Raw genomic sequence first — 26,865 nt, 5'->3', positions numbered from 1 at the left:
CATGCTGCATGAACCGATATCTTTCTCTGGGAATGAATCGCTGACGATTCAGAATATGATTAGAGCACTGCCCAATTCCTTTACTTACGAGTTTTGGGTGAAGCCGGCCGGGGCGGGAATTCACCTGGGCGCAGAGGCATCGTATGGCATATACGGAAACACAGGACAGGCTTACATTATCGGACCGGCCTGCGGCGAGCATAGCGACGAGGCCGGTATTGGCATTTCCATCGGGGTGAATGGCATTTCGGTCTACGAACATACCATTGACCATTTGCCTGCTGTCCTTGTTTATCCTGTTTCCATCAACCAATGGGCGCATGTGGCCTTAGTCTATCAAGATAAGGTGCCTTCTCTGTATGTGAACGGACGATTGGCCAAAAAAGGTCAGCCAAGCATCAAGGGCATGATCTACCCGTCACTTGTTTTGGGAGGTCTTTCCCCATATGGTTGTTTTCAAGGCGAGATGAAGGAGCTAAGAGTTTGGAATCACGCGAGAACGCACGGGCAAATTAGCAGCAGTATGCATTCCTCGCTATCCGGGAATGAAATTGGATTGTATTGGTATTCGAATCACAAGACCAATCTGCTCGTACATCAGGGGTTGAAAAGAACCATGGAGGTCAGCCTCGTGCTGCCTTCCTATAACCGTTATCCCTACAATTTGCTTACTTTATTTTCACTGCAAAAGCAGACCTTTGACCTCTCTAAGGTAGAAGTTATTATGGTGGACAATGCATCCGATGACTCCACACCGTCTATCGTACAGAAGAATGAATTCCCTTTTGTATTTAAATATATAAAATGTGAAAAAAATGTGGGCAGACCCCGGTCCAGAAATATGGGCATCCGGGCAGCGAACGGGAAAGTCATTATTTTCTTAGACGCCGAAGTGCTTGTCGGTCCGGACTTTATTGAGCAGCATGTGCAGGCTCATCAAGCACGCGACCGGTACATCGCAATAGGGACTATACATTTGCGAGGAGTGTACTCACTGATTCATCCTGGGTTTAGCAGCGGGCAATTCGAGCATATCAAGGCTATCATGAGTAAGTGCAAGCAGGAATACTCGAAGAGATGGCGCAAATATGCAACCAGCCCCCAGATCACTCCGCTTTTGAATAAAGAAGATTTAGAAAATGTACAATTGCTGAATTCGTTATCTTTTCTGAAGCCGCATGAGGAATATTACGAGAAGGAAGTTCTCCAGCATTATGGAGACCAATTGTCCGGGTTCATGTTTCCCTGGATTTTCTTCTACACCGGGAACATTTCCTTGCGGAGAAGCTTTCTTGGGCAGGCAGGTTTTTTTGAGGAGTGGGACGGCTACGGCTGGGATGACGTGGAAATGGGCTATCGCTTGTTTAAAATGGGGGCGCAGTTTGTCAATCTGGGCAAAATGGTTACGTACCACCAGGAGCATCCGATTTCCGCCTCGATTGGAGAAGAAGCGAATCTTAATTTTTACAAATTCCAAATGAAGCATAGCGTCATTGATGTGCAAATCTTTGCGCTTAATTTAGTTCCCCATGCGAAAACATTATACCAGCTAAACCAAATTCTCACGCAGTACAAAGCACTTTGTTATGAAAATGCGCGGGAGTTCGGACTTTTTAAACAAACGTTCGTAACTCTTCTGGAAAGAGCCAGCTATCGGCTGGCCCATAAAATGGAAGTGACGAAGCTGCTCCTTCCCGATGACCCGTCCTATTCGAAGATTCAAGAGGAGAAATATAGAATCAGTCAAATGGGAAAATATCCGATGGTCATTGACGCTTTTGAAACGCTGTGCAGGCTATAAGCTTATCTTTTGCCTAGTTATCCCCAACGAACAATCAAGCCTGCATGCGTTAAGCCGCCGCCAAAGCCGTATAACAGAAGCGTATCTCCAGCTTTAACTTTGCCCTCTCTGATGCCAAGGTCCAGCGCCAACGGCATCGAAGCGGCAGAAGTATTCCCGTAGTACTCCAGGCTGTACAGCGCCTTGTCAAAAGGAATGCCGCTCTTTTCACAGATGGAATCAATCATCCGCAAGTTAGCGCTATGGGGGATGAACCAATCCAAATCATCAAGCTGCATGTTGCTTTTCGCAAGCAGTTTTTCTACCCCTAGCGGAACTGTGGATACGGCAAATTTGTACACCTCGCGTCCGTTCTGGACAAGCTTGCCGTTGCCTGTGAGCGGGATGTCCTGCCATCTCGCGGCCAATCCCGAACGGTACACATGCTTGCCGCCGGAGCCGTCCGAGCCGACGTGGTGCGCAAGGAAGGCAGGATGTTCGTCTTCGCGTTCCACGACGACAGCCCCGGCGCCGTCGCCGAAGAGTATACAGGTCGAGCGGTCGGTGTAGTCCGTGATTTTGGACATGGAATCGCCGCCGACAACGAGAACTTTGCGGTGCAAGCCGGCCGCGACAAGTCCGCTTGCCGTGTGCACGGCATAGGCAAATCCCGCACACGTAGCGTTCAGGTCGTAGGCGCCGGCAGCGGGGAGCTCGAAGTGCGCCTGGACTTGGCAGGCGACCGGCGTCGACGGCAGCTCCGGCGTATGCGTTGTGACGATAACCAGATCCACGCCGTCCAGCGATTGCGGGTATCGGTCCAGCATGTTTTGAACGGCTGCTATACATAGATGGCTTGTGAATTCCTCGGCCGCGGCGATCCGTCGCTCGCGAATGCCGGTGCGTTGGACGATCCATTCGTCGTTGGTGTCAACCATTTTCTGCAAATCAGCGTTCGTAAGTATATGGGAGGGCACGTAGCTGCCGATAGCGGTGATGCGGGCGTGCAAGGGAGTCGATGCGGGCATGGAAATCTCTCCTTATTGTTATCAGGTATTAGTACTTGGTACTAATTCTAAGGGAGATTGCTGCCGGTGTCAATGGGCAGCTGGAGAAGAGAATAACAATTGCTCATTCGCAGATTGTCCGAATTCGCCATACCTAAACAAATGGAGGCGTCTCCGCGATGAACGCGAAGACGCCTGAAAGCAGCGGCTATTGTGACGCTGAATGACCTTGGCGGGGAAGCTCCGCCGCCAGCCGTTTGAGCTTGCGCTTATCCCGCCACTGGGCGAGCGGCAAGTAGAAGGAAGGGACGATCACTAACGTAAGCAGCGTTGAGATGATCAATCCTGAGATAATGACGACAGCCATTGGCCGCCACAAGCTGCCTCCGATAATGGCCATGGGTAGGAGGCCGCTGATTGCCGTAGCGGACGTCATCAGGATGGGACGAAGCCGCGCGCGGCCGGATTCGGCGATGGCGTCGTACAGGGCCATGCCGCTGTGCCGGGCCTCTTCGATAAATTCAACGAGCACGATGCCGTTGCGCACGACAATCCCCGCCAGACTGACGAATCCCATGAGCGCCATGAACCCGATCGGTGCGCCCGTCACGAACAGCCCGATCAAAGCGCCCCCCATGGCCAAATAGACGGTCAACATCACCAGGAACGGTACGGATAACGAATAAAATTGAATCGCGATAATGATATAGATCAGACATACCACAATAATGGACAGCTTGCCGATGGAGGCGAAGGCATCGTTGCGGTCGGCGTTCTCGCCGGCGAATTCGATGGTGTAGCCATTGGGCTTGTGCAGTTGGTTAATCTGCTGCTCCAAATCCTTCACAATGTCAGCCGCCAATCTCCCGTCCGTATAAGATCTAACTGTGATCGTCCGCACCAGATTGTGGTGCTGCACGGATGTAATCATGCGGCTGGGCTGCAAATCGATAAACTGCTCGATCGGGTATAACGCCCCTGATTGTGCGGGAACGAGCAGAGCGCCGATCGTTTGGGCGGACGGGGTCCCGTTCGTCTCGCTGAACAATGTGACGGGAATATTCTCGTTGCCCAGCTGCAGCTTGGAGACTTCGATCCCATCGGTAGCAAGCCTCGCCGTTGCCGACAAGTCCTTCTCGGTAATGCCGTAATGGCGGGCTTTCTCCTGGTCGAGCCGAAGATTCATCGTGTACGTATCCTCGCCGATGCTGTCGGAGACGTTGTCGGTGCCGGGGATGCCTTTCAGCATCGACTGCACTTGCTTCGAGAGCGATGTCAACTCGCCTAGATCCGAGCCGCTGATTCGCAAGGCGATCGGCGCCCCGACCGGAGGTCCCTGCTCCAGCTCCCTGGGCAGCAGCTCAATATCCGGATAGAGGCTGCGCAGCTGCTCGCGCCAGCTGGCTACGAGCTTGCCGGTGTGGGTCCGTGATTCGTCGACTTTCACATACAATTGGCCCATTCTTGTCCCGCTGGCATCGTTCTCCGCATAGTAGAACTTAGGCGTGGTTCTTCCTGCGTAGGCCGAGACGGATAAGACCCCGTCTTGTTTGGCCGCCCATACCGACAAACTTGCCATCATATCGGCGGTTTGTTTGTAGTCGGCGCTGACCGGCATTTTCACATCGACAAGAAATTCGCTGCGCTCCGCGCTTGGGAAGTACTGCACGCCAAGCAAAGGCAGCAAGCCGTAGCTGGCCGTCCCGATGACAAGGCCGATCGTGCCGGTTAACAAAGGCTTGCGCAGCAGGCGGCGGATCCATTTCTCATACTGCTCGCTCAGGTGCCATATGGGCTTGCCCAGAAGTCCCGGCATCTTGTTCTTGGCGGAAATTCCTTTGCGAAGGCTGCGTTCGCCGTTCCATTTGCGGAAAATCGGAACGATGGTTAGCGACATGGCCATCGACGCGGCTAATGTCAGGCTCACGACGACGGGAATCGGACGGATGAAGTCGCCGATATTGCCTTTCAGGAAAAATAGCGGAAAGAAAGCGGCCGCTGTGGCGATCGTTGCGGTAAGAATCGAAATCGCGACTTCCTGGCTTCCTTTCAACGACGCATCTAATGGGGAATCGCCGAGGGATAGCCGGCGTTCGATGTTATCGTTCACGACGATGGCGTCGTCGACAAGGATGCCGAGCACGATGACGAGCGCGACGATAGAAATCTGATTGAGATCGATAGACGTCATGCCGATCGGCAGGAACCCGAGCGCGATGGAGACGGGGATCGCCATAGCAACGATAATGGACGTTCCGAAGGCGAGCCCGAGGATGCAGACGAGCAGTACGGCAGCCATCCCGATGAGCATCTCCCGCGACAGCTCGTTAAACAGCTTGCTCACGCTTTCCTTTTGCGTGAACAACGATACCATCGTCACGTGCGCGGGGAGCTGTGCCTGCAATTCGGCGACCTTGGCGTCAATTCTCGACTGCAAGGAAGGAATATGTTGGCCCTTGGCCGGATAGATGACAACATCGATAGCGGGTTTGCCGTTGTAAAGAACTTGCTCCTTCGTTTTCTCCGGACCGATGCCGACCTGTGCGACATCTTGAATCTTAAGCGAATTGCCCTGCGCCGCGGAACGGTAGACGACCGTCTCCCCGATATCCTGAGCGGATTGCCATTCGCCCGTCAATTGCACGTAGGTGTCTTGTTTATTGGCACTCACATTCCCGATAGGCGTACGGTCGTGGGCGCTCGTCAGCGCCTGCATGACCAGCGTCCATGGAAGCTGGAGGCTTTCGAGCTTCTCCTTGTCCAGAATCACCTTGGCTTCCAGATCGGAGAGCCCGACGATTTGAACATCGCTGACCCCGGCTATCGCGCGTATCTGGTCTTTCCATATGAGGGAAATAGGGCGCAGCGACTCCAACTCCGATGAGCTCGGCACAGTCAGATGAATGATTTGAGCCGCGGTCTTGGCCAGGTCGTCGAAGATTTCGGGCTGGTGCGCTTCCGCAGGCAGCTTGCTCTGTGCCTCTTGCACTTTCTGTCTAAGCGTATCCCAGGCTCGTTTGTTGTCAACGCCAGGCTCCATCTCGACCGTTATGAAAGATACGTTGGTGGAGGATGTGGAATCGATCGACTTGATCGCGTCCATCTCCCGGATCTTTTCTTCCAGCGGTTTGGTGACGAGCTGTTCAACCTTTTCCGGCGAAGCGCCGGGATACACCGTCGATACCGTGGCGATGGAAACGGTGATTTCCGGATTCTCACGCTGGCTTAACGTAAAAAAACTGATGGTGCCCATCAGCACGAATACGGCAAAGAATAACAGCGTGATTTTTTGATATTTGATCAGTTTGGCAATCAAGCGGACTCCTCCTTCTGTTCTGCCGTTCCGGTTGGAGCCGAAACCTATTCGCCGGGGGTTACTTTCTCCATATGCTTAAGCTGGTATTGGCCGGACACGATCAGCGTATCGCCTGCCTGAAGCCCTTGGGAGATTTCCGTCATGGCATCCTTGCTGCGGCCCGGCTTAACCGTCCTCTTCTCCGCATGGTCCCCATTCAAAATGAATACATAGGGCTCGCCGTCCTCGCGAAGAATGCTGTCCGACGGCACGGCAATGACTTGCTGGCCTCCGTTGTCAGCTAGTAGAAGCTGTACGCGCATACCGGCTTTGAGCCGGCCCTCTTCGTTCGCAGCCTCGAGCTCCAGCGTATAAGTCTTCGTCTGAATGTTGGCGGCGGAGGCCAAATAAGTCACTTTGCCTTGATAGGTATCGGCGGAACCGGGAATCTGATACGAAAGGTCCGTTTGGCCTTGCACGAGCGGCAAATCCGCTTCCGTTATTTCGGCGCGGATTTTCATCGGTGTCTGCCGCTGGACAACGCCGATCTTCTGACCGCGGGGCAGCGTCATCCCTTCCTCGATGGGCATCTCGGTCAAGAGGCCGTCTGCCGGTGCCTTGACGTCATAATAAGACAGGTTAACTTCCATATCCTGCAGATCGATCTCGTTAGCCCGCATTTGGTATTCAATGGCCGCTAGGGGATTGGTGCTTCGGAGCGTCTGCAGTTTCTGTTCCAAGGTTTGAAGATTACGCTGCAGCTGGTTCACCCCTGTTTCCAATTGTTCCTTCTGTTCTTCGGTTGCCTGGCCGATATCATAGTCGTTCAGAACCCGGTTATATTGCTTCGTTGCATCTTCCAAGGCTTGCTTGGTTGAGGCAACATTATTCGTTAATTCAAGCGTGCTGTCGGTAAAATCTTTCTTGGCCTTAGCCATTTGTTCTTCCAAGCTGGCTCTGGCATACAGCAGCTTCTGCTGCTGGCGCAGCACATCCTTCTTATCCAGCTCGATAATGACATCGCCTTTATGAACCTGTTCTCCGCGTTTCTTCAGCACGCTCTGTACATCGCCGTCGACTTTCAGGATGACGTTCAACTCCAGCGAGGGAATCGCGTCAGCCGTCAGTGTTTTGGCGCCGGTCCAGACTTGTGAGGCGACCTTGGCGGTTTTGACCGGCTTGCCCGTTATGCCGGCAGCCTGGTCCGGTGCTGAGGCCGGGGATGAGGGCGCTCCGTGGGAACAGCCTGCAAGTGTAAGGGCCGTCAGAATCAGCACAACGCCGGCTTTATGCGCAGCGAAGCCCCGGGCTGTACGTGCGAGCTTCTTCGGCCAAGGATTCGATTGTGTAGACATGGTTCTCCCGCTCTCCATGGTAATGCCTCCCTATCTATCGATGAACTGTTTCCAAATTTAGTTATAACAAAAATTGTGACTGACGGTCAATAATATTTTGACTAAAAGTCATTTGTCTTGATTCTGAAATAAAGCCAAGTCGATAAGGTTCATCAGGTAATCGGTTTCAATTGGCTTATTAGAGGAATATATATTTTAAACTGGCGGTCATTAATTTGTTGATCGGCGGGTATGGTTGGCCTACAATGATGGGCGGATTTGATAATGGGGCGGGCGGCTTTCCAACCACATGGTGAGCGCTTGTTCCCTTAATCGTTGCAGACCGCACGATTCGCATGTGCAGATTTGTCTCCATCAATAAAAAATGGATAAAAACCAAAAATTAGGTCACGCTAAACCTGTCGTCCGTTCCGGGCGAATGATACTGATGACGATGGGGAGTGAACGTAAACGTATGTTTCATGGCAGGAATAAGCATGTCTGGATCGTACTAATCTGTGTCGCCTTGTTCTGCTCGACCTCCACGACCGCTTTTGCCTACGGGAAAGGGGCGAAGGGCCCGGACGTTTATGCGGTGCAGGGGATGCTCAAATCGCTGGGCTACTATAGTGGTCCTATTACTGGCTACTACGGCAACCAAACCGCTGCTGGTGTCAAAGCGTTCCAAAGCCGGTATGGACTTCCGGTAACGGGGAATATTGATGACCAAACGCTGCAGTCCATTCTTTGGGCATATGGTAATTTGAAAATACCGAAGAAACCGGCGCCTCCACCGGCACCGTCGGCACCGCCGTCCACACCGCCGCCTGCACCGCCGCCATCCGAGCCGGAGCAGACACCTCAACCTGCACCGGAGGTTCCGCCGACATCTGGCCTCACGGTAGAGGAGCAGCAGATGCTGGATCTGGTGAATAAAGAACGTGCAGCCGTAGGGCTGGCTCCGCTGGCGGCCGATGCCGCGCTGACCAAGACAGCAAGGCTTAAGAGCCAGGACATGGTCGATAATAAATATTTCTCGCATGATTCGCCGACGTATGGCTCCCCTTTCGATATGATGGAGAAGTTCGGCATCACCTATAACGCTGCGGGAGAAAATATCGCTTGCAACCAATCGGTGCAGGCCGCGCATGAGGCGTTAATGAATTCGCCCGGCCACAAAGCGAATATTTTGAGCAAAGATTACACGCACATTGGGATCGGTATTGTGAACGGCGGCCCTTGCGGCAAAATGTTCACGCAGCAGTTCATCGGGAAATAGCTTCAAAGCCTCTGCCTGTTGATAGGGCGGAGGCTTTTTTGTGTTATTCGGATGCGGGGGAGGCTAACGGACATGGCAGCCCTTATATGGGCAAAATGGGCGGCTCCGAACATGCAACGGACACCAGCGCCGTTATTTGCGCATCTGAGCCTGATTTCGCACTGAAATCAGGCAAATAGGCGCAGTGGTGTCCGTTAGCGGGGGAAGCTGCCGATTGTCGCTCAAATAGCGGCCGCTGTGTCCGTTAGGATAGCCGCGGAGTTACTCGCGGGTACCTGGAGCAGGGGAGACTGGTCGGGAAGCGGCTAGCCCAGTCGGATTCGCCCCCGCGCGCGGAGGCTAACGGACATGGCAGCCCTTATATGGGCAAAATGGGCGGCTCCGAACATGCAACGGACACCAGCGCCGTTATTTGCGCATCTGAGCCTGATTTCGCCCCGAAATCGGGCAAATAAGCGCAGTGGTGTCCGTTAGCGGTGGAAGCTGCCGATTATCGGGCAAATAACGGCTGCTGTGTCCGTTAGGATAGCCGCGGAGTTACTCGCGGGTTCCTGGGGCAGGGGAGGCTGGCCGGGAAGCGGCTTGCCCAGCCGGATTCGCCCCCGCGCGCGGCGGGCTAACGGACATGGCAGCCCTTATATGGGCAAAATGGGCGGCTCCGAACATGCAACGGACACCGGCGCCGTTATTTGCGCATCTGAGCCTGATTTGCGCCCCGAAATCGGGCAAATAAGCGCAGTGGTGTCCGTTAGCGGTGGAAGCCGCCGATTATCGGGCAAATAACGGCTGCTGTGTCCGTTAGGATAGCCGCGGAGTTACTCGCGGGTACTGGGGTAGGGAGGCTTCGGGAAGCGGCTTGACCAGCCGGGATGCCTTTTAGGCCGACGCGGCCGGCAGTTGGCGAAGCCGCCAAGCTTGCCGTGTATGCGCAAGTGGGAGGCACACCCATTTGACAATGATAATCATTATCATTTAGAATAGTGATAATGATCATCTCATTTTAACCATGTCAGGATGTGAACCCTATGGTCAAGACACTTGCTTCAGGAGCGCATACCCTCCATTATCTGCGAACGGATGAGCTTCACATCGAGAGTGAAACGACACTTGAATTGGACAGCCAAGCGATTTGCGCGTTCGGGTATGCAATAGATGAAGTCATTCGAGTTACCCTGGAAAATGGGACTCACCGCCGCACCAATAAGATATTGACCGGTGAGCTGTTCTTCGTACCGCCGGACTGCCGCTGCATGATCAAGAACAGCGGCCACCACCGCGCCCGTGTAATCTGGATCCGATTCCAGAAGCTAACTTGCACGCAGCTTGGAGCTTCGGCGGGAGAGCAGGTCTCCGGCGATGATTTTTTGCATCAGGATGAACTGCAGCTGCACAGCTTCCGGATGCCGCACTTTTTCCATTGGGTGCCGGACTTCCTGAGCGATTGCGGCCAGCCGGATACGTCGCTGTATTACCAACTGCAGTCGCACCTCTACAAGATGGCGGCGGCCTTAACGGCTTGTCTGCATCACCCGAAGCAGGCGGAGGACGATCTGGTCGAGTATGTCGAGCAGGCGAAGCAATATTTAATGGAGCATTACAACCAAGCGATCGATGTGGAGGAGATGGCCCGTCTGTCGGGAGCGAGCCGTAAGTTCTATCAGGCGTTCCGGGGGATCACCGGCCTTAGCCCGCATAAATTCGTGACGACGATTCGCCTGAACCGGTCATTAGGGCTGCTGGGCAGCTCGCCGTCCTCGATTGCCGAGGTTGCGCACGCTGTCGGGTATCCCGACGAGCTGTATTTCAGCCGGCTTTTCAAAAAGCATATGGGGCTGTCCCCTTCGGATTTTATGAAAAAGGCACAAATTCGTGTTGCGAATCTCAGTGCGATTTTTCATGGGAACCTGTCCATTCTAGGCATTACGCCCAAGATCAGTTTGCACAAGGATTGGCATTTGGAGCCGGATCTCCATCCCTATATCGAACAAATTCGGGATTGCCGGCCGGACTTGATTCTGTGCGGTCCGCTTTCCGATGAGCTGCTCGAATCACTGTCCCACATCGCTCCGGTCACCGTCATTCAGTGGCGCGATTACAGCTGGAAGGAGACGCTGCTCATGATCGGCCGCTTGCTGGGTCTGTCCAGCGTGGCCGAGAGATGGCTGACTTATTTCCATATGAAGGTGGAAAATGCCCGCGAACATATTCGGGAGCGGCTTGGCGGCAAACCGTTTCTTCTGGTCACCGCGCAAGAGAAGCACTACCGGGTGTATGGATTGACGAGGAAGAAGATGAAGGACTTATTTTATGATGAGCTGCGAATTACTCCGCCCAAGCCTGTCGAGCAGGTATCGTTCCTGGATACATACTCCCTCCATGAAGTAGCTTCAATGGACTGTGACAATGTCATTTTCTTCGTCTCCAACATGTACCCGAGCGAGTACTGCCTTAGCTTGGATTCGACGTGGCGCCGCCTGAAGAAGGCTTATAGCGACAGGCAGCAGCAAATTATATTCATACGCCATCAGGGACTGCTGATGTATAACGCTACGATGCATGACACCTTGATCGATGAGACGGTATACCATTTGTTGTCCAAATCATGACTGAGTGAAAAAATCCATATCGAAAACAGGAAATTCCATTCACGCGACCCGTCAATCGTGCCAAAATAGGTATCGTTGATAACGATTATCATTCTAAGTGCAGTCGTGAAGGCTGGACAGGGGGATACATGGAACTTACACAACTAATCAAAGAACGGCGATCCGTTCACCAATTTGCAGATAGACCGGTATCCGTGGAGCTTGTGTCCGAGCTTCTGGATGCGGCCGTCTGGGTGCCGAACCACCGGCTGACGCAGCCGTGGCGCTTCGTAGTTATTCATGGGGAGGGACGCCGCAAGCTGGCGGAGACCGTTCGGAAGTTCAGACAAGAGAGAGAGTCCGACCCGGAGAAAGCAAGGGAAATCGGGGAGAAGATGTGGAACAAGTTCATGTCCGTGCCCATGTTCATCGCCGTCGTTCTGAAGGTGAACGCGGACCCGGCGATTGCCGAAGAGGATTATGCCTCGGCTTCCTGTCTGATTCATAATTTCAGCTTGTTAGCCTGGGAGCAGGGCATCGGTATGGTGTGGGAGTCGTACCCGCTGCTGAAGCTGGAGGCGTTCCGGGAAGCTTTCGGCGTACAGCCGGACGAGCGCATCATCGCCAGCTTGCATACCGGCTACCCCGGCAAGATACCTCCGGTACAAGCGCGCATCCCAGCCAGAGACCGATTGACTGTCATGGAATAGGCTGCCTAAGGTCATGAAAATCAGATACTTAGTTCTCGCACTTCTTCTATTATCTACTGTTTCCCTATTTATCGGGGTTAAAGGAATCACGCCGTTGGATTTGTTCCATTTAACGGAGGATCAAGCCCATATCCTGCTGGTGAGCCGCATCCCGCGCCTCATCTCCATCCTTATCGCCGGGATCAGCATGAGCGTCATCGGACTGCTTATGCAGCAGCTTAGCCGCAATAAATTCGTATCGCCGACAACGGCGGGGACGATGGACTGTGCGAGGCTGGGGATCCTGGTGTCGATGATCCTGTTTGCGGATGCGACGCCGCTGCAGAAAATCGCCGTCGCCTTCGTCTTTACGCTCGCCGGCACTTATGTCTTCATGAAAATCTTGGACCGCATCCGCTTCAAAGATACGATCTTCATTCCGCTGGTCGGCTTAATGTACGGAAGCATCATTACTTCGATTTCCACTTTTTTCGCCTACAAGTTCGATCTGATTCAAAATATATCGTCCTGGCTGCAGGGCAACTTCGCGACCGTCATGAAGGGACGATACGAGCTGCTCTACATCAGCATCCCGATGCTAATCATCGCCTATGTGTATGCAAACCGGTTTACGATTGCGGGGATGGGGGAGGATTTCGCTACAAATCTGGGGCTGAATTACCGGCAGGTCGTCAATATCGGATTGACGATCGTTGCGGTTGTCGCTTCGGTGAATATTTTGAGCGTCGGCATCATCCCGTTCCTGGGGTTGGTCGTTCCGAACATCGTATCCATCTATCAAGGGGACAATTTGAAGAAGATCGCGCCGCATACAGCGCTCCTTGGCGCTGTGTTCGTTCTGTTTTGCGACATTCTGGGACGTGTGATCATCTATCCTTACGAGATTCCGATCGGCTTAACCGTAGGCATCATCGGGAGCGGGCTATTCTTATTTCTGCTGTTGAGGAGACAAGCTTATGACGATTAGATGGAAGCTCAGTCTGCTCGCGCTCGCTGCCTTGACGGTCATTGCCGCCTTCCTTACGCTGCATGCGGGTGGCAACTGGGATTATGTGCTTCCCAGACGAAGCATTAAAGTCGTCAGCCTCATGCTGACGGGCGCAGCGATTGCTTACTCCACCATTTTATTCCAGACGATAACGAACAACCGGATTCTGACTCCGAGCATTATCGGTCTGGACGCTTTGTACATGCTCATTCAGACGACGGTCATTTTCTTGCTGGGATCGAAGAGCGTGCTGTCCGCCAATGGGAATGTGAATTTCGCCATCAGCGTCGGATTGATGTCGCTGTTTGCTCTGCTCCTGTTCAAGTTCCTGTTCCGGAGCGAGAAGAGGCATCTGTACTTCCTGCTGCTATTCGGCATTATTCTCGGGACCTTCTTCGGCAGCTTCACGACGTTCATGGAAGTGCTGATCGATCCGAATGAATTCGCCATCCTGCAGAGCCGGTCTTTCGCCAGCTTCAACACGGTTAACAGCAAGCTGCTGGTGATTTCGGTTCTGCTAAGTGCCACAGCCACCTTATACAGCCTGAGATTCGTGAAATATCTGGATGTCCTGTCGCTCGGCAGGGATCAGGCTGTTAACCTTGGAGTGCCCTTTGAATATGTGGTGAAAAGGCTGCTGATCATCATTGCGATGCTCGTTTCTATCGCGACGGCACTGGTCGGTCCGGTCACCTTCCTGGGCTTGCTCGTGGCGAATCTCTCTTACCAGTTCATGAAGACATACCGGCACAGGTATTTGATTCCCGGCGCTATCCTGCTCTCCATCTTCTTGTTAGTAGGCGGACAGTTGATTGTGGAACGCATCTTCAGCTTCTCCACACCGCTTGCCGTTATCATCAATTTCATCGGGGGCGTGTACTTCTTATACCTGCTGCTAAGGGAGAATAAATCATGATTGAAATTAGCAATGTGTCCAAATCCTATGGTACCAACACCGTTCTTGAGCAGGTTTCCCTGCGTATCGCCAAAGGCAAGGTTACTTCGTTGATCGGGCCTAACGGCGCAGGGAAGAGCACTCTCATCTCGATCCTATCCCGGCTCATTGCGAAGGATAGCGGCGAAGTGTTCATTGACGGCGAAGAAATCGGCAAAGTCAAGAGCCAGGAGCTGGCCAAGCGAATCGCCATTCTGAAGCAATCCAATCAGATCAATGTCCGGTTGACCGTGCGCGATTTGGTGAGCTTCGGGCGATTCCCTTACTCTCAAGGCAAGCTAACGAAAGCGGACTGGCAGTTCGTGGATGAGGCGATCCGGTACATGGAGCTTGAGGACATGCAGCACAAATATCTCGATCAGCTGAGCGGAGGGCAGAACCAACGGGCGTTCATCGCCATGGTCATTGCCCAAAATACGGACTACATCCTGCTCGACGAACCGCTGAACAATTTGGACATGAAGCATTCCGTGCAGATTATGAAGGTGCTGCGCAGACTTGCGGATGAACTCGGCAAGACGGTCATTATCGTGATTCATGATATCAATTTTGCCTCGTGCTATTCGGACCGGATCGTTGCCTTCAAGCAAGGCAGATTGGTGAAGGAAGGAACGACGGACGAAATGATTGATTCCGCCGTCCTTCGTGCTGTGTATGACATGGACATTCCGATTCAAGAAATGAACGGCAATAAAATTTGTTTATATTTTAAATGAAATGAAAGAGGTGCTCAACGATGAGAAAAATACTTATATTACTTACGGCGGCGATGGTCGCCCTATTTGCAGCGGCTTGCGGGGCCGGCAGCAGAGCCGGTACGGAAACGGCCAAGACCGCGGCAGCAAGCCCGCAACCGGCGGCAACAGCAGCGGCAACAGCAGCATCAGCTTCACCTGCGGTACCTGCGGAAATTACCGTGAAGCACAAGCTGGGGGAAACGAAAGTGAAAACGAACCCGAAGAAAGTGTTCGTCTTCGATTACGGCGTTCTGGATTCACTAGACCGTCTTGGTGTAGAAGTAGCCGGCCTTCCGCAAACGAATATTCCATCGTATTTGGATAAATTCAAAGATGCCAAATATGTGAACGCGGGCACGCTGTTTGAGCCGGACTTTGAGAAAATCAATGCGAGCAAGGCGGATCTGATTATCATCTCCGGTCGTTCCGAGAAAGCCTACGCTGAACTTAGTAAAATTGCCCCGACCATCTACATGGGCGTAGATACGACCAAATATATGGAGTCGTTCAAAGAGAATGCCTTAACATTAGGCAAAATCTTTGGCAAAGAAGCGCAAGCGGCAGCCGAAGTCGCCAAGATCGAAGAGGCTTCGAAACAATTGCAAGCGAAAGCATCCGCATCCGGGAAAAACGCACTGATCGTCCTTGTACAGGATACATCGCTGAGCGCTTTCGGCGCCGGTTCAAGATTCGGTATCATTCATGACGTATTTGGCTTTAAACCGGCAGACAGCAGCATTCAAGTCACTACGCATGGCCAGAACATCTCCAACGAGTTCATTCTGGAGAAAAATCCCGATTACTTGTTCGTGGTCGATCGCGGGAAGGTTGTAGACGGCAAATCGTCAGGCAAACAAACGATTGAGAACGAGATTGTCAAGAAGACGAACGCCTTCAAGAACGGCAACATCGTTTATCTGGATCCGAACTTCTGGTACCTTTCCGGCGGCGGCTTGATTTCCGTTGAAGGCATGGTCAAGCAAGTTGCTGAAGCTGTAAAATAGGATAAGAAAAAGGCTGCGCGAACATCCGTTTGGATGTCCGGCAGCCTTTTTGGGCTCTTATACGATCCGGGTGGCGCGCAGCCATTGTGCGAATTCCGCTGCCGCAATCGGCCGCGAGATGAGGAAGCCCTGGATGCTGTCGCAGTTGATTTCGGCCAGGAAGTTGTACTGCTCCTACGTTTCCACGCCTTCCGCAAGTACGCTCAGGTTCAGGCTGCGCGACAGGGAGATGATACTTTTGGCGATTTGTCCCCCCTGCGGCGATTTGTCGCCGATGAACGACTTGTCAATTTTGATTTGATGAATCGGCAGTTTGTTGAGCAGAGACAGAGACGAGTACCCGGTACCGAAGTCGTCCAGCGCAATGGATATGCCTAGCGCGCTTAGCTGCTGCAGCACGGCGATGGCTTTCTCTTCGTTCTGCACCGCGACGCTTTCTGTAATTTCCAGGCACAGACGGCTCGGATCCAGTCCGGTTTCCTCCAAGACGGATTGAACTTGGTCTCCGAAACAATGTTGATGAAATTGCAGCGCGGAGATGTTGACCGCCACCTTCAGGGGAGGGAGACCTTCGTCCTGCCAACGTTTGCTCTGCAGGCAAGCGTTCCTCAGCACCCAGTCGCCTAGCGGAACGATCAATCCGCATTCTTCGGCGAACGGGATGAAGTGCTGCGGAGGAATCATCCCTTTGTCAGGTGAATGCCATCTGACGAGCGCTTCCACGCCGCAGACTTGCCCGCTTGCCAGATCGATCTGCGGCTGGTAATAGAGAACGAGCTCGTCCAGCTCGATCGCTTTACGCAGATTGCGCTCCATCGTGAGCCGCTCATCGGCCTTATGGCTCATGGAGGCTTGATGCGCCTCCAATTGGTTGCGGCCTTGCTCTTTGGCCTTATACATCGAGATATCCGCGCTTTTAATGAGGGAATGCACATCCTCGCCGTCATCCGGATAGAAGGAGATGCCGATGCTGGCCGTAATGCTCAGCTCCAGCCCTTCTTCTTGGAAGGAGGCTTTCTGGAAACGGCCGATCAGATGGCTGGCGATGCTCACTCCGGCTTCCTTGCATGGAAGATTCGGGAGCAGAATGAGAAACTCATCTCCGCCGATTCGAGCGACAGTGCTTCCTTCATGGAAGGGTTCATTCAGCAGGCCTGCCACATATTGAAGCAGCCGGTCTCCGACCTGATGACCCAGGGAGTCATTGACAATTTTGAACCGGTCCAAGTCAATCAGCATAACGGCGAGCAGCTGCCCGGTACTTTGGGCTTGCAGCAGCTCCTCGTTGACCCGTTCGTGGAACAAGTTCCGGTTCGGCAGTCCTGTCAGCGCATCGTGATAAGCTAGAAAGGAGATTTTCTGTTCGGCTTCCTTTTGCTCAGAGATGTCCCGAAGAATGAGGAACTGCAGCGTTTCGTCATCGACATCCAAGTACTGCGTATCCACCACGAAGGTGAGAGACTTGTTGCCCAGATAAGATGTTTTGGTAATCTCGTGGTTGCTCAAAGGCTGTTTCGCTTCAAACAGCCTGCGATGCGTTTCCAGCAAATGCGCATGCATGTCTTTGGGATACGTATCCAAGAAAGAGTAGGAGCGCTTCCCGTGGTTCTTCTCTACCGGAGGCAGCATGCTCCTGCCGGCGGCATTGATTTCCACGATGTTGGCATCCTGGTCGAGCAGCGCTACGCCGAATGGAGCCAGTTCGAAGAGCAGCTCGTATTTCCGCGAATCATTGGGCAGCATGTCATACTTTTTGATGATCCTGCGCACGGCATAAATATAGAAAATGACGGCGTGGATGGAGATTTCCGGCAAGGCCAGATACGCATCCGAGACATTGCCGACAATATACAGGCTGAACGCCCACAACAGCGTAATGAAGCTGCACACCATGAGAATCAAGTATTTGTGATTCCCGCTGCCGTTATGCCGGCGGATGATATGGACCAGCAGCAGAATCTCTGTAAGACAATAGAAGAAAACAAAAGCGATCAAGCCGGGAAATAATGGCCCAACGGCGGGCTTCACCCACTCATTGTTCACGACGTAGCCGTCGATAACGAGCGGCGTGAACATGGTCAGCGGCGCGAACAGGCAGAAGGGCAAGCAGTAGACGATCAGCCGCACGGCTTTCGGTATCCTCTGGGCAAACTTGGTCAAATGGAAATAGAACATCATCCCGATGCCGGTGGATGCCAGGATGAGAGGGAGAAAGACGAACTGATAAAAAAGCGGGGCATAGGCCAGCGGGAACAAGTTCAGCATACATTGCACGATGCACATGACGGCGAAGCAAGCAACGAACAACGCCGCGGAGCGGTTGATAATGCTTTTGGGATTGCGAAGACCGATCTCAACGGACGAATAGAAGAAATAGAAGGCCGGAAGAAGATAAATAACGGATGTAAGGACTAGATGACGGGTCGACATGATGCGATTCACTTCCTGACGAAAATCTGATAGTCGACCACTTCGCTGCCAGATGAAGGTGTTCCTTCCTAAAAGATGACAGTCACCAGGCGGACACAGAAAAGCCCCCAAGCAGTCGATGCTGCCTGAAGGGCTGTATGAAACAATCAAGTGGCGGATACGGTCTTAATGGCTTCCGTCCATTCCGTATAGGTCTGAAGAGCTGTTCCTTGTTCGATCGCGTGCCTTGCCATGTAAATGCCTTGCTCGATGGAGCCGGCTTTTTGGGAAATCCACAAACGAACCGCGCTGTTGAGCAGCACCATATTCAAGTAAGGCAGCTCGGCTTCCCCGCGCAATACGGCTAGTGCAGTGTCGCCTTGAAGCTTGGCCGTCCATTCCACTTCAGGCACTTCGACCATCAATTCATAAATCTCCGGATCGACTATGAACAGTTCGCTGTTACCGTCTTGTATGACGAAGGTCCGCGTGCGTTTCTCGACGGACAAATCTTCCGAGCCTTCCATGCCCTGCACGACGATGCCGCGCGTAACGCCAAGATCGATCAGCAGGTTCGTCACTTTCTCGAACACCGTGCCGTGGAACACGCCGACCGCCATGTATGGTGCTTCGGTGAAGCGCAGCAGCTTCTCGGCGGTGTTGAACACCGTCCGCAGGCCGAGCTCTTTGCGCAGCTCGCGCAATTCGCCTAGCGGCGGGCACCAGCTTTCCGTCGGGGCGAACAGGAAACCGGTTCGGGCTGCAGCGGAAATGAGCGCTTCCCGCGATGTTGTCAGTACGGGGACGCCGAGCGCGTCCAGCACGTCCGTCAGCGTGATGCCCCATTTGGGCGGCATGCTGGGCGTGCCGTGCAGCGTAGCGGGCAGCCCGCAGGCGGCAAGCACGAACGCAGTAGGCAAGGTTGCGATGAACGTGCGGCCGCGACCATCATAGGGTCCGGCGCAATCCATACTGCCGGGGATCGGGTACGTGGCCGAGCGTTTGCTAAGAGCGTGGATGAACGCTTTAATTTCATCGGGCGACTCCATTTTGATCCGCTCGGCAACGAGGAAAGCCCCCATCTGAGCTTGTGTCGCGCCGCCTGTCAGCATGAGTTCTGCAGCTTGGGAAGCCTCTTCGTACGTAAGATCTCTGGCTCCGCGTTTCCCGCGGCCCACTTCTTTGAGTAAAGATATCATCGTTTCCGGCCTCCTTGATTCTGATCTTGTAGTATTTGGTACACCTTGACGATGGAGGTAGCGACATCTACCATACGCTTACGTTCATTCATAGCTTGTTTACGCAAAAAGTCGTACGCTTCCGCTTCGGAAATGCCTTTAATCTCGCATAAGATCCGCTTGGCCTGATCGACCCATTTGCGCTCCTCCAGCTTGGAGAGGAGTTGTTCTCGTTCTTGCTGCCACTCTGTACGTTGGAAATAATGGTTCACGCCAAGAAGCAATGCGCAATGAATTTCGAGAGAGCTCATGGTGGAACCGATTAAACCGTCTATACCTGCATCCATTCTGCATTCATTAGAAGGAAATGTGTGAGCATCGCACCACCAGAAGAGAGGAAGGCTTCGCTGCGCCAGGATACGCGTACGCCAGGCTTCCACTTGATCCGGGCCTACACTTAATAATACAGCATCGACCTTCGGAATGATAAAGGAAACTTCCTTTATTGTGGATGCTGTATAGACGCGAAAGCCCAAATCTTTCAGCACTTCGTCAGGTGAGGATACACGGACACGGTCAGGATCGTTCTGCTGGATTGTAGACGCCGAGGAGGTAGCTGAGCGAGTTCGTTTCAACTCGTCGATCAGTATAAATGATTGCAACATTTGATTACCTCCATCGTTGTAAACATTATGAATCATGGCAACTTCATGTTAGGTTTATTCGTTGATTTGAATGATTGCACGGCATAACTATAGCATATGTATTCCTTTTTTGTCGATATAATAGAACAAATCTCACACAATAAAAATTTTTGTGTTATGTTTATTGACATATCCCGAGAAGTCATACTATAATCAAGTTAGAAATCGGCACAATGATGTGCCACTTCCTCAGGCAATGGCGCCTATCCCCTTACAAATACGTAACCGGATAGGCGATTTATGTTTATTTCACGAAATATAATCTAACATGCCGTTCACGAAGATGTGGCGGCAGTGGCAAAGAGGCCGACGAACGTTCCGCGCTATGGCGGGGTCATGTTCGTCGGCCTTTTCTGTCCATCGGCAGTTCTTCTGGAAGATTAGGGTAGGAAAAAAAGAAGGCGCAAAGCCTCACAAAAGGAGAGAAGCACATGGTTGATCGGAAGAGTTTCTTGCAAGTGGGTCACAAAGGGTCTTTGTTCAGTTCATTCTTGTATTTTGACATGAGCTTCATGGTCTGGGTGCTTCTCGGTCCGCTGGCGGTTATTCTCGCTAACGATTTCCAATTGGATGCGGCGGAGAAAGCCAATCTCGTTGCGCTGCCTACTCTGGGGGGAGCGGTGCTCCGGCTGGTGCTCGGCGTCTTGACCGACAAAATCGGGCCGAAGCTTACCGGGCAGATCGGCTTGTCGCTGACGCTGGTCCCGCTGTTTTGGGGATGGCAGTTCGCTGACTCCATGGGCGATATGTATTTCGTCGCGCTGATGCTCGGCATCGCCGGAGCCAGCTTCGCGGCTGCACTGCCGCTGGCCAGCTCCTGGTATCCGCCGCAATATCAAGGTCTGGCGATGGGGATCGCCGGGGCGGGAAATAGCGGTACGATCTTCGCGACGCTGTTCGCTAACCGGATCGCACAGCATTACGGCGACTGGCACGTTGTTTTCGGTATCGCTATGATTCCGATTGTCATAACGCTCGTTATCTTCAGCCTCTTGGCCAAGGACAGTCCGAATAAACCGGCACCCAAAACGCTCGCTGAGTACGGTAAGGTGCTGAAGCAAAGAGATTCCTGGTTGTTCTGCATTTTATACAGCGTAACGTTCGGCGGTTTCGTCGGCATGTCCACATACTTGACCATTTTCTTCAACACGCAGTATGGACTTTCCCCGGTTCGCGCGGCGGATTTCACAACGCTATGCGTGATCGGCGGCAGCTTCTTCCGTCCGGTCGGCGGCTGGCTGGCCGATAAGCTCGGCGGTATCCGCATGCTGATGGTCCTTTATGGTGTCGTCGCCATCATGATGGCAGGCATCTCGACATTGCCGGCGCTGCCCATCACCACTGTATTGCTCTTCATCGCCATGATGTCTTTCGGGATGGGGAACGGTTCGGTCTTCCAGCTCGTGCCTCAGCGCTTCAAGACGGAAATCGGCGTTATGACGGGGATTGTCGGTGCCGCAGGCGGTATAGGCGGCTACTTCCTGCCTAAGATTCTAGGAAATGTGAAATTAGCGACAGGTTCGTTCACACCGGGTTTCCTTATTCTCAGCGCTATCGCCGTATTCTGCATCATTATGATTGCGGTTGTTCAAGGGCAATGGAAACGCAGCTGGATTGGCGAAGGCGGCAAAGTTAAAGTCGCTCCTTCAAGCATTGACAGCGTGCATGCTTAAAGATTAGGATGCGCTGCCGGTCTTGGAACGTGTTCATCCTCAAGACCGGCAGCACCATGTAAAAGTTTTTGCTCATGCAGCCTGGCCGACCACACAGGCTGTATGGGCAAAGACGTTTACGACTTACCGTCTTTGGTAGTTCTATTCAGAACTACTCAAGCTCCATATCCCAAATCTGCCATTTGGGAGTCATCGCGAGAGCGCTGCTCCCAAGTGGACCTTTTTTAATGGATATGGCTGACCAAACATTGGGATATAGAGAGACATAATAGAGAGGAAGATGAGTCATGGCTCAAAAGGAAAAGTTAGTTTTAGTCGGTAATGGAATGGCGGGTGTTAATGCGGTTGAACATTTGCTCAAACTTGCACCCGATAAGTACGAGGTGACGATTTTCGGGAGCGAGCCTCATCCGAACTATAACCGGATCTTGTTATCCTACGTGCTGGCGGGGGATTCCAAAGTTGAGGATATCGTTATACATCCATACGAGTGGTATGCAGCCAATCATATTACCTTATATACAAATCAAACGGTAACGGAAATTAACACAACGGCCCAAACGGTAACAAGCGATAAAGGCGTAACGGTTGCCTACGATAAATTGATTTTGGCGACAGGGTCCAACCCTTTCATGATCCCGCTGCCCGGTGCGGACAAAGAAGGCGTGATGGCCTACCGGACGATTCGTGATTGTGAAATCATGATTGAATCCGCCAAGAAATTCAAGAAAGCGATCGTCATCGGCGGCGGCCTGTTGGGTCTGGAAGCGGCCAGAGGCTTCCTCAACTTGGGGATGAAGGTGGATGTCGTGCATATCGTCGACACCATCATGGAGCGGCAATTGGACCGTACCGCTTCCAAGATGCTGCAAGCGGCGCTGGAAGAGCAAGGCATCAACTTCCTGCTGGAGAAGCAATCCGCCGAAATCGTCGGCGACAAGCGGGTGACCGGCTTGAAGTTCAAAGACGGTACGGTGGCCGAAGCGGATTTGATCGTGATGGCCGTAGGAATTCGTCCGAATGTGGCGCTGGCGAAGGAATCCGGCATTGAGTGTAATCCGGGCATCATCGTGAACGATTATATGGAGACGAACGTTCCGAACGTGTACGCCGTCGGGGAATGTGCGATGCACCGCGGTGTCGCCTACGGGCTTGTAGCGCCGCTTTACGAGCAGGGCGCCGTGCTGGCGAAGCATTTGGCCGGCGTGGAGACGGGGCCGTACGAAGGTTCCGTTCTGTATACGAAGCTGAAAGTATCGGGGGTTGACGTATTCTCCGGAGGTCAATTCGTAGACGGGGAAGGCACGAAAGCGATTCGTATTCATGACGAGTTCACGGGCGTGTACAAGAAGGTCGTCATTAAGGATAACAAAATTATCGGCGCGGTGCTTTTCGGCGATACGGCAGACGGCACGCGGCTTATGCAAATGATTAGAGAAGAAACGGATGTCAGCGGTATGGCCAAGACATCGATTCTGACGGATTCGGCCTCAGGCGGCGGCGCCGCTTCCGGCGTAGCGGAGATGAAGGACGATGCGATCATTTGCGGATGTAACGGCGTTACCAAAGGAACGATCTGCTCCGCAATCAAAGAGCAGGGCTTAACCACTGTCGAAGAGGTGAAAAACTGCACGACGGCATCCCGTTCTTGCGGCGGCTGTAAACCGCTCGTCAGCGATTTGTTAGCTTTCACGTTAGGCTCCGCTTACGACAAAAATGCGGCCAAAGAATCGATCTGCTCCTGTACGGACCATACACGGGATGAAGTCGTCGAGGCGATCCGCACGAAAGGCTTGTCGCACGTGCGTGAAGTGATGAGCGTACTCGGCTGGAAGAACGAAGAAGGCTGTTCCAAGTGCCGCCCGGCGCTCAACTACTACTTGGGCATGGTCAGTCCGGAAACGTACAAAGACGACAGCACATCGCGTTTCGTGAACGAGCGGATGCACGCGAATATTCAGAAGGACGGCACCTATTCCGTCGTTCCGCGAATCTATGGCGGCGTCACGAATCCGACCGAATTGAAGCGGATCGCCGAAGTGGCTGAGAAATTCAATGTTCCGACAGTGAAGTTCACAGGCGGACAGCGCCTTGACCTCCTCGGTGTGAAGAAGGAAGACCTCACCGCGATGTGGGAAGCGCTCGACATGCCGTCTGGCTATGCATACGGCAAAGCGCTGCGTACCGTCAAAACGTGCGTCGGCGAAACGTTCTGCCGGTTCGGCACGGGCGATTCCATGGCGGTGGGCATTGAGCTGGAGAAGCGATTCGAGCGCTTGAACACGCCGGCCAAGGTGAAGCTGGCCGTGTCGGGTTGCCCGCGGAACTGTGCGGAATCCGGCATCAAGGATCTCGGGGTCGTCTCCGTGGACGGCGGCTGGGAGCTGTATGCCGGTGGTAACGGCGGCGTGAAGGTGCGTGTCGGCGACCTCCTGACGACTGTGAAAACCGAGCAAGAAATTATTGAGTATACCGAAGCGTACCTGCAATACTACCGCGAAACCGGCAAATACGGCGAGCGCACGAGCGAGTGGGTACACCGCCTGGGTATTGAACATATTCGCGATGTCGTAAACAACGAAGAAGAACGCAAGGCATTATGCGAAAGAATGGATCTGGCGCTTTCCGTAACGAAGGATCCTTGGAAGCAGGCTATCGAAAGCAAAAAAATTCAACGTGACCTATACGAAGTCGTAGAGCTTTCCTAATAAATCACTCAGGAGGAGAAGACCATGAAAACACAAGAAGAGCAAATGATCTGGGTTGAGGCCGTATCTTACGAGGATTTAGCGGTGAATACAGGCAAAACGATCCGGTATCAAGGGGAAGAGGTAGCTCTCTTCAAAATGAAAAGCGGTAAAATTCAAGCGATTCAAAACCGCTGCCCGCATAAGGAAGGGGTGCTTGCGGAAGGGATCGTCTGCGACGATCATGTGTTCTGCCCGATGCATGACCGCAAAATCCATCTTCCATCGGGTCTTGTCCAGGCACCGGACACTGGCTGCGTGCAAACGTATTCGACCAAAATTCATGAGGGCTATATTTATATCGGATTTCCTGCGGAGAAAGAATTGGCCAGTTAATTAAATAGATAAGATGGGGTGGGGAGCAATGAAGTCAATGAAGTCACCGTTATTGACCGTTCCGACAGATCAACCCTCCTCCCATTGCTGCTTTTGCAGTATGCAGTGCGGACTGGAGATCATACCGAGCGAGAAAACGTCCGGTCTCGTTACCAAGCCTAGTCCGAATTTCCCGGTTGCGACCGGCCGCCTCTGCCAAAAAGGGCTGAATGCGCTGGATCACGTCTTTCATGCCGGCCGCATTACAGAGCCTCTCCGGCAAGCCTCGAGCGGTGCGGAGCGGTGGCAAGCCACGACATGGGAAGACGCCTATGCGGACATCGCCGGCCGCATCATGAGCCTCCAGGCCGAGCATGGCGCCGATACCGTCGGCGTCTACGGCGGCGGCTCCTTAACCAACGAGGTGTGTTACCTGCTGGGTAAATTTACGCGGGTAGCGCTGAAGAGCAGATATATCGACTACAATGGGCGTTACTGCATGTCTTCCGCAGCGGCGGCGTCCAATCAGGCTTTCGGGATTGACCGCGGGATGACGATGCCCTTAACTGAAATTCCGAATGCCAAATATATTATTCTTGCCGGCACGAACATCGCCGAATGCCAGCCGACCATGATGCCTTACTTGCTGGAAGCCAAGAAGAAAGGCGCCATCATCGTCACGATCGATCCGCGCAACACGATGACCTCGAAGGTTTCCGACATTCATGTCCGGCTGCAGCCCGGCTTCGACTCCGTACTTATCAATGGCCTGCTGCACGTTATGGTGGAGGAAAAGCTTGTGGACGAACGCTTCATTCGCGAGCGCACGTCGGGCTTCGAGCATCTGCGGGAAGCGGTCAAGGCTTACACGCCGGCCAGAGTGGAAGAGCTGACGGGCGTTCTGGAAGCTGTCGTACGCACTATCGCCCGCGGCTTTGCCAAGGCGGAGACGGGGATCGTGCTGACGGCGAGAGGGCTTGAGCAGCAATCCAACGGTGTGGAAAATACGCTGAATTATATTAATTTATCGCTGGTCACCGGCAAAATAGGGCGCACCGGCTGCGGCTATGGGGCCGTTACCGGTCAAGCGAACGGTCAAGGCGGACGCGAGCACGGGCAAAAGGCGGATCAGCTGCCGGGCTACCGGCTGATCGAAGATCCGGCAGCCCGGGCGCACGTCGCCAACGTATGGGGCATCGACCCGGACGAACTGCCGGGCAAAGGCGTTTCCGCTTACGAGCTGCTGCAGAAGGTGGATCAAGGCGAGATCAAAGCGCTGATCGTGCTCGGCTCCAATCCGCTCGTCTCTAGTCCGAATAACCGGATGGTGGAGCGGGCGCTCCAGAAGCTGGAGCTGCTCGTCGTCATCGATATGTTCGAAACGGAAACGGCCCGCTACGCGCATTATCTGCTCCCGGGTTCGTCTTTCGCAGAAGCGGAAGGGACGATGACGAATCTGGAGGGGCGCGTCTTCCATCGCCGCAAGGCGGTGGAGCTGCCGGGCAATTGCAGGCTTGATTACCGCATCATTTCCGAGCTGGCGGAAGCGCTGGGACGCGGAGCCTATTTCCAATATGCAAGCATTGAAGAAGTGTTCAACGAGCTCGCTGCCGCGACTGCCGGCGGGAAAGCCGATTACAGCGGCATCACGTACCGAAGACTGCAGGAGGAGAAAGGCCTCTTCTGGCCTTGCCCATCCCCCGATCATCCGGGAACACCGCATTTATTCGCCGATCGATTCCATCATCCCGACGGCAGAGCCAAACTCTTCGGCATTCAGCCGAAAATGCCGGCCGAGCCGATCGACAGCGATTATCCGTTCATCCTGACAACGGGCCGCTTGGCCAACCATTACTTGAGCGGCGTACAGACACGCCGCACGGAAGCTCTGAACAAGAAGGCTCCCGTCCCTGTCGCTGAGGTGCATCCTTGGCTGGCGAAGCGGATCGGGCTTGGCATGGATAACAAAATCCGCATTACAAGCCGCCGGGGCTCACTCGTTGTCGAAGTCAAAGTGACGGAAGGCATTCAACCGCGCACGGTATTCGTCCCGTTCCATTGGGGCGACGAGCATTCGATCAATGTATTGACGAATGATGCGCTCGATCCGACGAGCCGGATGCCGGAATTTAAAATATGTGCCGTACAAGTGGAACGTGCATAGA

Annotated in this window: 20 protein-coding genes; 14 read left to right on the top strand and 6 right to left on the bottom strand. The window is 53.3% G+C overall.

Translation table 11 applies throughout. The features are described 5' to 3' along the window. The first annotated feature begins 1 nt into the window (after position 1). Positions 2 to 1,801 (top strand): glycosyltransferase, encoded by a 1,800-nt coding sequence (locus PUT07_RS22855; RefSeq protein WP_274470797.1) that lies wholly within the window; start codon positions 2 to 4, stop codon positions 1,799 to 1,801. Positions 1,802 to 1,818: 17 nt separating this feature from the next. On the opposite strand, the gene PUT07_RS22850 is transcribed toward PUT07_RS22855, so the two are convergent. The 3 genes from PUT07_RS22850 to PUT07_RS22840 all read right to left on the bottom strand — a co-directional run bounded on the left by PUT07_RS22850 (position 1,819) and on the right by PUT07_RS22840 (position 7,437). Continuing rightward, positions 1,819 to 2,808 carry a ketoacyl-ACP synthase III gene (locus tag PUT07_RS22850; RefSeq protein ID WP_274470795.1) on the bottom strand — a complete coding sequence of 330 codons (990 nt, stop codon included), beginning with the start codon at positions 2,806 to 2,808 and terminating at the stop codon, positions 1,819 to 1,821. Between the two features lie 187 nt (positions 2,809 to 2,995). Beyond that, positions 2,996 to 6,103, bottom strand: a complete 3,108-nt coding sequence (locus tag PUT07_RS22845) for an efflux RND transporter permease subunit (protein WP_274470794.1) — start codon at positions 6,101 to 6,103, stop codon at positions 2,996 to 2,998. Positions 6,104 to 6,147: 44 nt separating this feature from the next. Next, positions 6,148 to 7,437: an efflux RND transporter periplasmic adaptor subunit gene (locus PUT07_RS22840; RefSeq protein WP_274470792.1), complete on the bottom strand. Its 1,290-nt coding sequence runs from the start codon at positions 7,435 to 7,437 to the stop codon at positions 6,148 to 6,150. A gap of 454 nt (positions 7,438 to 7,891) precedes the next feature. Between PUT07_RS22840 and PUT07_RS22835 the strand changes: the two genes are divergently transcribed. From PUT07_RS22835 to PUT07_RS22795, 9 genes are all read left to right on the top strand, one after another. Next, positions 7,892 to 8,695, top strand: a complete 804-nt coding sequence (locus PUT07_RS22835; protein WP_274470790.1) for a peptidoglycan-binding protein — start codon at positions 7,892 to 7,894, stop codon at positions 8,693 to 8,695. 38 nt (positions 8,696 to 8,733) lie between these two features. Further along, the gene (locus tag PUT07_RS22830; protein ID WP_274470789.1) at positions 8,734 to 8,874 is read left to right on the top strand and encodes a hypothetical protein; all 141 of its coding nucleotides are present in this window, start codon (positions 8,734 to 8,736) and stop codon (positions 8,872 to 8,874) included. Between the two features lie 334 nt (positions 8,875 to 9,208). After that, positions 9,209 to 9,478, top strand: coding sequence for a hypothetical protein (locus PUT07_RS22825; protein ID WP_274470788.1), 270 nt, complete (start codon positions 9,209 to 9,211; stop codon positions 9,476 to 9,478). Between the two features lie 242 nt (positions 9,479 to 9,720). Beyond that, entirely contained in the window at positions 9,721 to 11,301 is a 1,581-nt protein-coding gene (locus PUT07_RS22820; RefSeq protein WP_274470787.1) for an AraC family transcriptional regulator, read from the top strand. Positions 11,302 to 11,429: 128 nt separating this feature from the next. Beyond that, entirely contained in the window at positions 11,430 to 11,990 is a 561-nt protein-coding gene (locus tag PUT07_RS22815; protein ID WP_274470786.1) for a nitroreductase family protein, read from the top strand. A 13-nt stretch (positions 11,991 to 12,003) separates the two neighbouring features. Continuing rightward, positions 12,004 to 12,957 carry an ABC transporter permease gene (locus PUT07_RS22810; protein ID WP_274470785.1) on the top strand — a complete coding sequence of 318 codons (954 nt, stop codon included), beginning with the start codon at positions 12,004 to 12,006 and terminating at the stop codon, positions 12,955 to 12,957. Then, complete coding sequence (locus PUT07_RS22805) at positions 12,947 to 13,894, top strand: iron chelate uptake ABC transporter family permease subunit (RefSeq protein ID WP_274470784.1); 948 nt, start codon at positions 12,947 to 12,949, stop codon at positions 13,892 to 13,894. Before PUT07_RS22810 ends, PUT07_RS22805 begins: the two co-directional genes overlap by 11 nt. Then, positions 13,891 to 14,649 (top strand): iron ABC transporter ATP-binding protein, encoded by a 759-nt coding sequence (locus PUT07_RS22800; protein ID WP_274470783.1) that lies wholly within the window; start codon positions 13,891 to 13,893, stop codon positions 14,647 to 14,649. Before PUT07_RS22805 ends, PUT07_RS22800 begins: the two co-directional genes overlap by 4 nt. Before the next feature lie 20 nt (positions 14,650 to 14,669). After that, entirely contained in the window at positions 14,670 to 15,674 is a 1,005-nt protein-coding gene (locus PUT07_RS22795; protein WP_274470781.1) for a siderophore ABC transporter substrate-binding protein, read from the top strand. 174 nt (positions 15,675 to 15,848) lie between these two features. On the opposite strand, the gene PUT07_RS22790 is transcribed toward PUT07_RS22795, so the two are convergent. The 3 genes from PUT07_RS22790 to PUT07_RS22780 all read right to left on the bottom strand — a co-directional run bounded on the left by PUT07_RS22790 (position 15,849) and on the right by PUT07_RS22780 (position 19,926). After that, positions 15,849 to 18,104, bottom strand: coding sequence for an EAL domain-containing protein (locus PUT07_RS22790; RefSeq protein WP_274470779.1), 2,256 nt, complete (start codon positions 18,102 to 18,104; stop codon positions 15,849 to 15,851). A 146-nt stretch (positions 18,105 to 18,250) separates the two neighbouring features. Next, entirely contained in the window at positions 18,251 to 19,282 is a 1,032-nt protein-coding gene (locus PUT07_RS22785) for an anthranilate phosphoribosyltransferase (protein WP_274470778.1), read from the bottom strand. Beyond that, positions 19,279 to 19,926 carry an ANTAR domain-containing response regulator gene (locus PUT07_RS22780; protein WP_274470777.1) on the bottom strand — a complete coding sequence of 216 codons (648 nt, stop codon included), beginning with the start codon at positions 19,924 to 19,926 and terminating at the stop codon, positions 19,279 to 19,281. The genes PUT07_RS22785 and PUT07_RS22780 overlap by 4 nt, the downstream gene beginning before the upstream one ends. 470 nt (positions 19,927 to 20,396) lie before the next feature. On the opposite strand from PUT07_RS22780, the gene PUT07_RS22775 reads away from it, so the two are divergent. From PUT07_RS22775 to PUT07_RS22760, 4 genes are all read left to right on the top strand, one after another. Next, positions 20,397 to 21,638, top strand: a complete 1,242-nt coding sequence (locus PUT07_RS22775) for a nitrate/nitrite transporter (RefSeq protein ID WP_274470776.1) — start codon at positions 20,397 to 20,399, stop codon at positions 21,636 to 21,638. Between the two features lie 287 nt (positions 21,639 to 21,925). Next, a complete protein-coding gene (nirB, locus tag PUT07_RS22770) occupies positions 21,926 to 24,346 on the top strand; it encodes a nitrite reductase large subunit NirB (protein WP_274470775.1) in 2,421 nt (806 codons plus the stop codon). A gap of 24 nt (positions 24,347 to 24,370) precedes the next feature. Beyond that, positions 24,371 to 24,721, top strand: a complete 351-nt coding sequence (nirD, locus tag PUT07_RS22765; RefSeq protein WP_274470773.1) for a nitrite reductase small subunit NirD — start codon at positions 24,371 to 24,373, stop codon at positions 24,719 to 24,721. Positions 24,722 to 24,758: 37 nt separating this feature from the next. Beyond that, entirely contained in the window at positions 24,759 to 26,864 is a 2,106-nt protein-coding gene (locus tag PUT07_RS22760; RefSeq protein WP_274470772.1) for a molybdopterin oxidoreductase family protein, read from the top strand. Position 26,865 lies beyond the last annotated feature (1 nt).

The sequence above is a fragment of the Paenibacillus sp. MAHUQ-63 genome (assembly GCF_028765165.1).
Lineage (GTDB): Bacteria > Bacillota > Bacilli > Paenibacillales > NBRC-103111 > Paenibacillus_E.
This window is presented reverse-complemented; position numbering and strand designations above follow the sequence as displayed.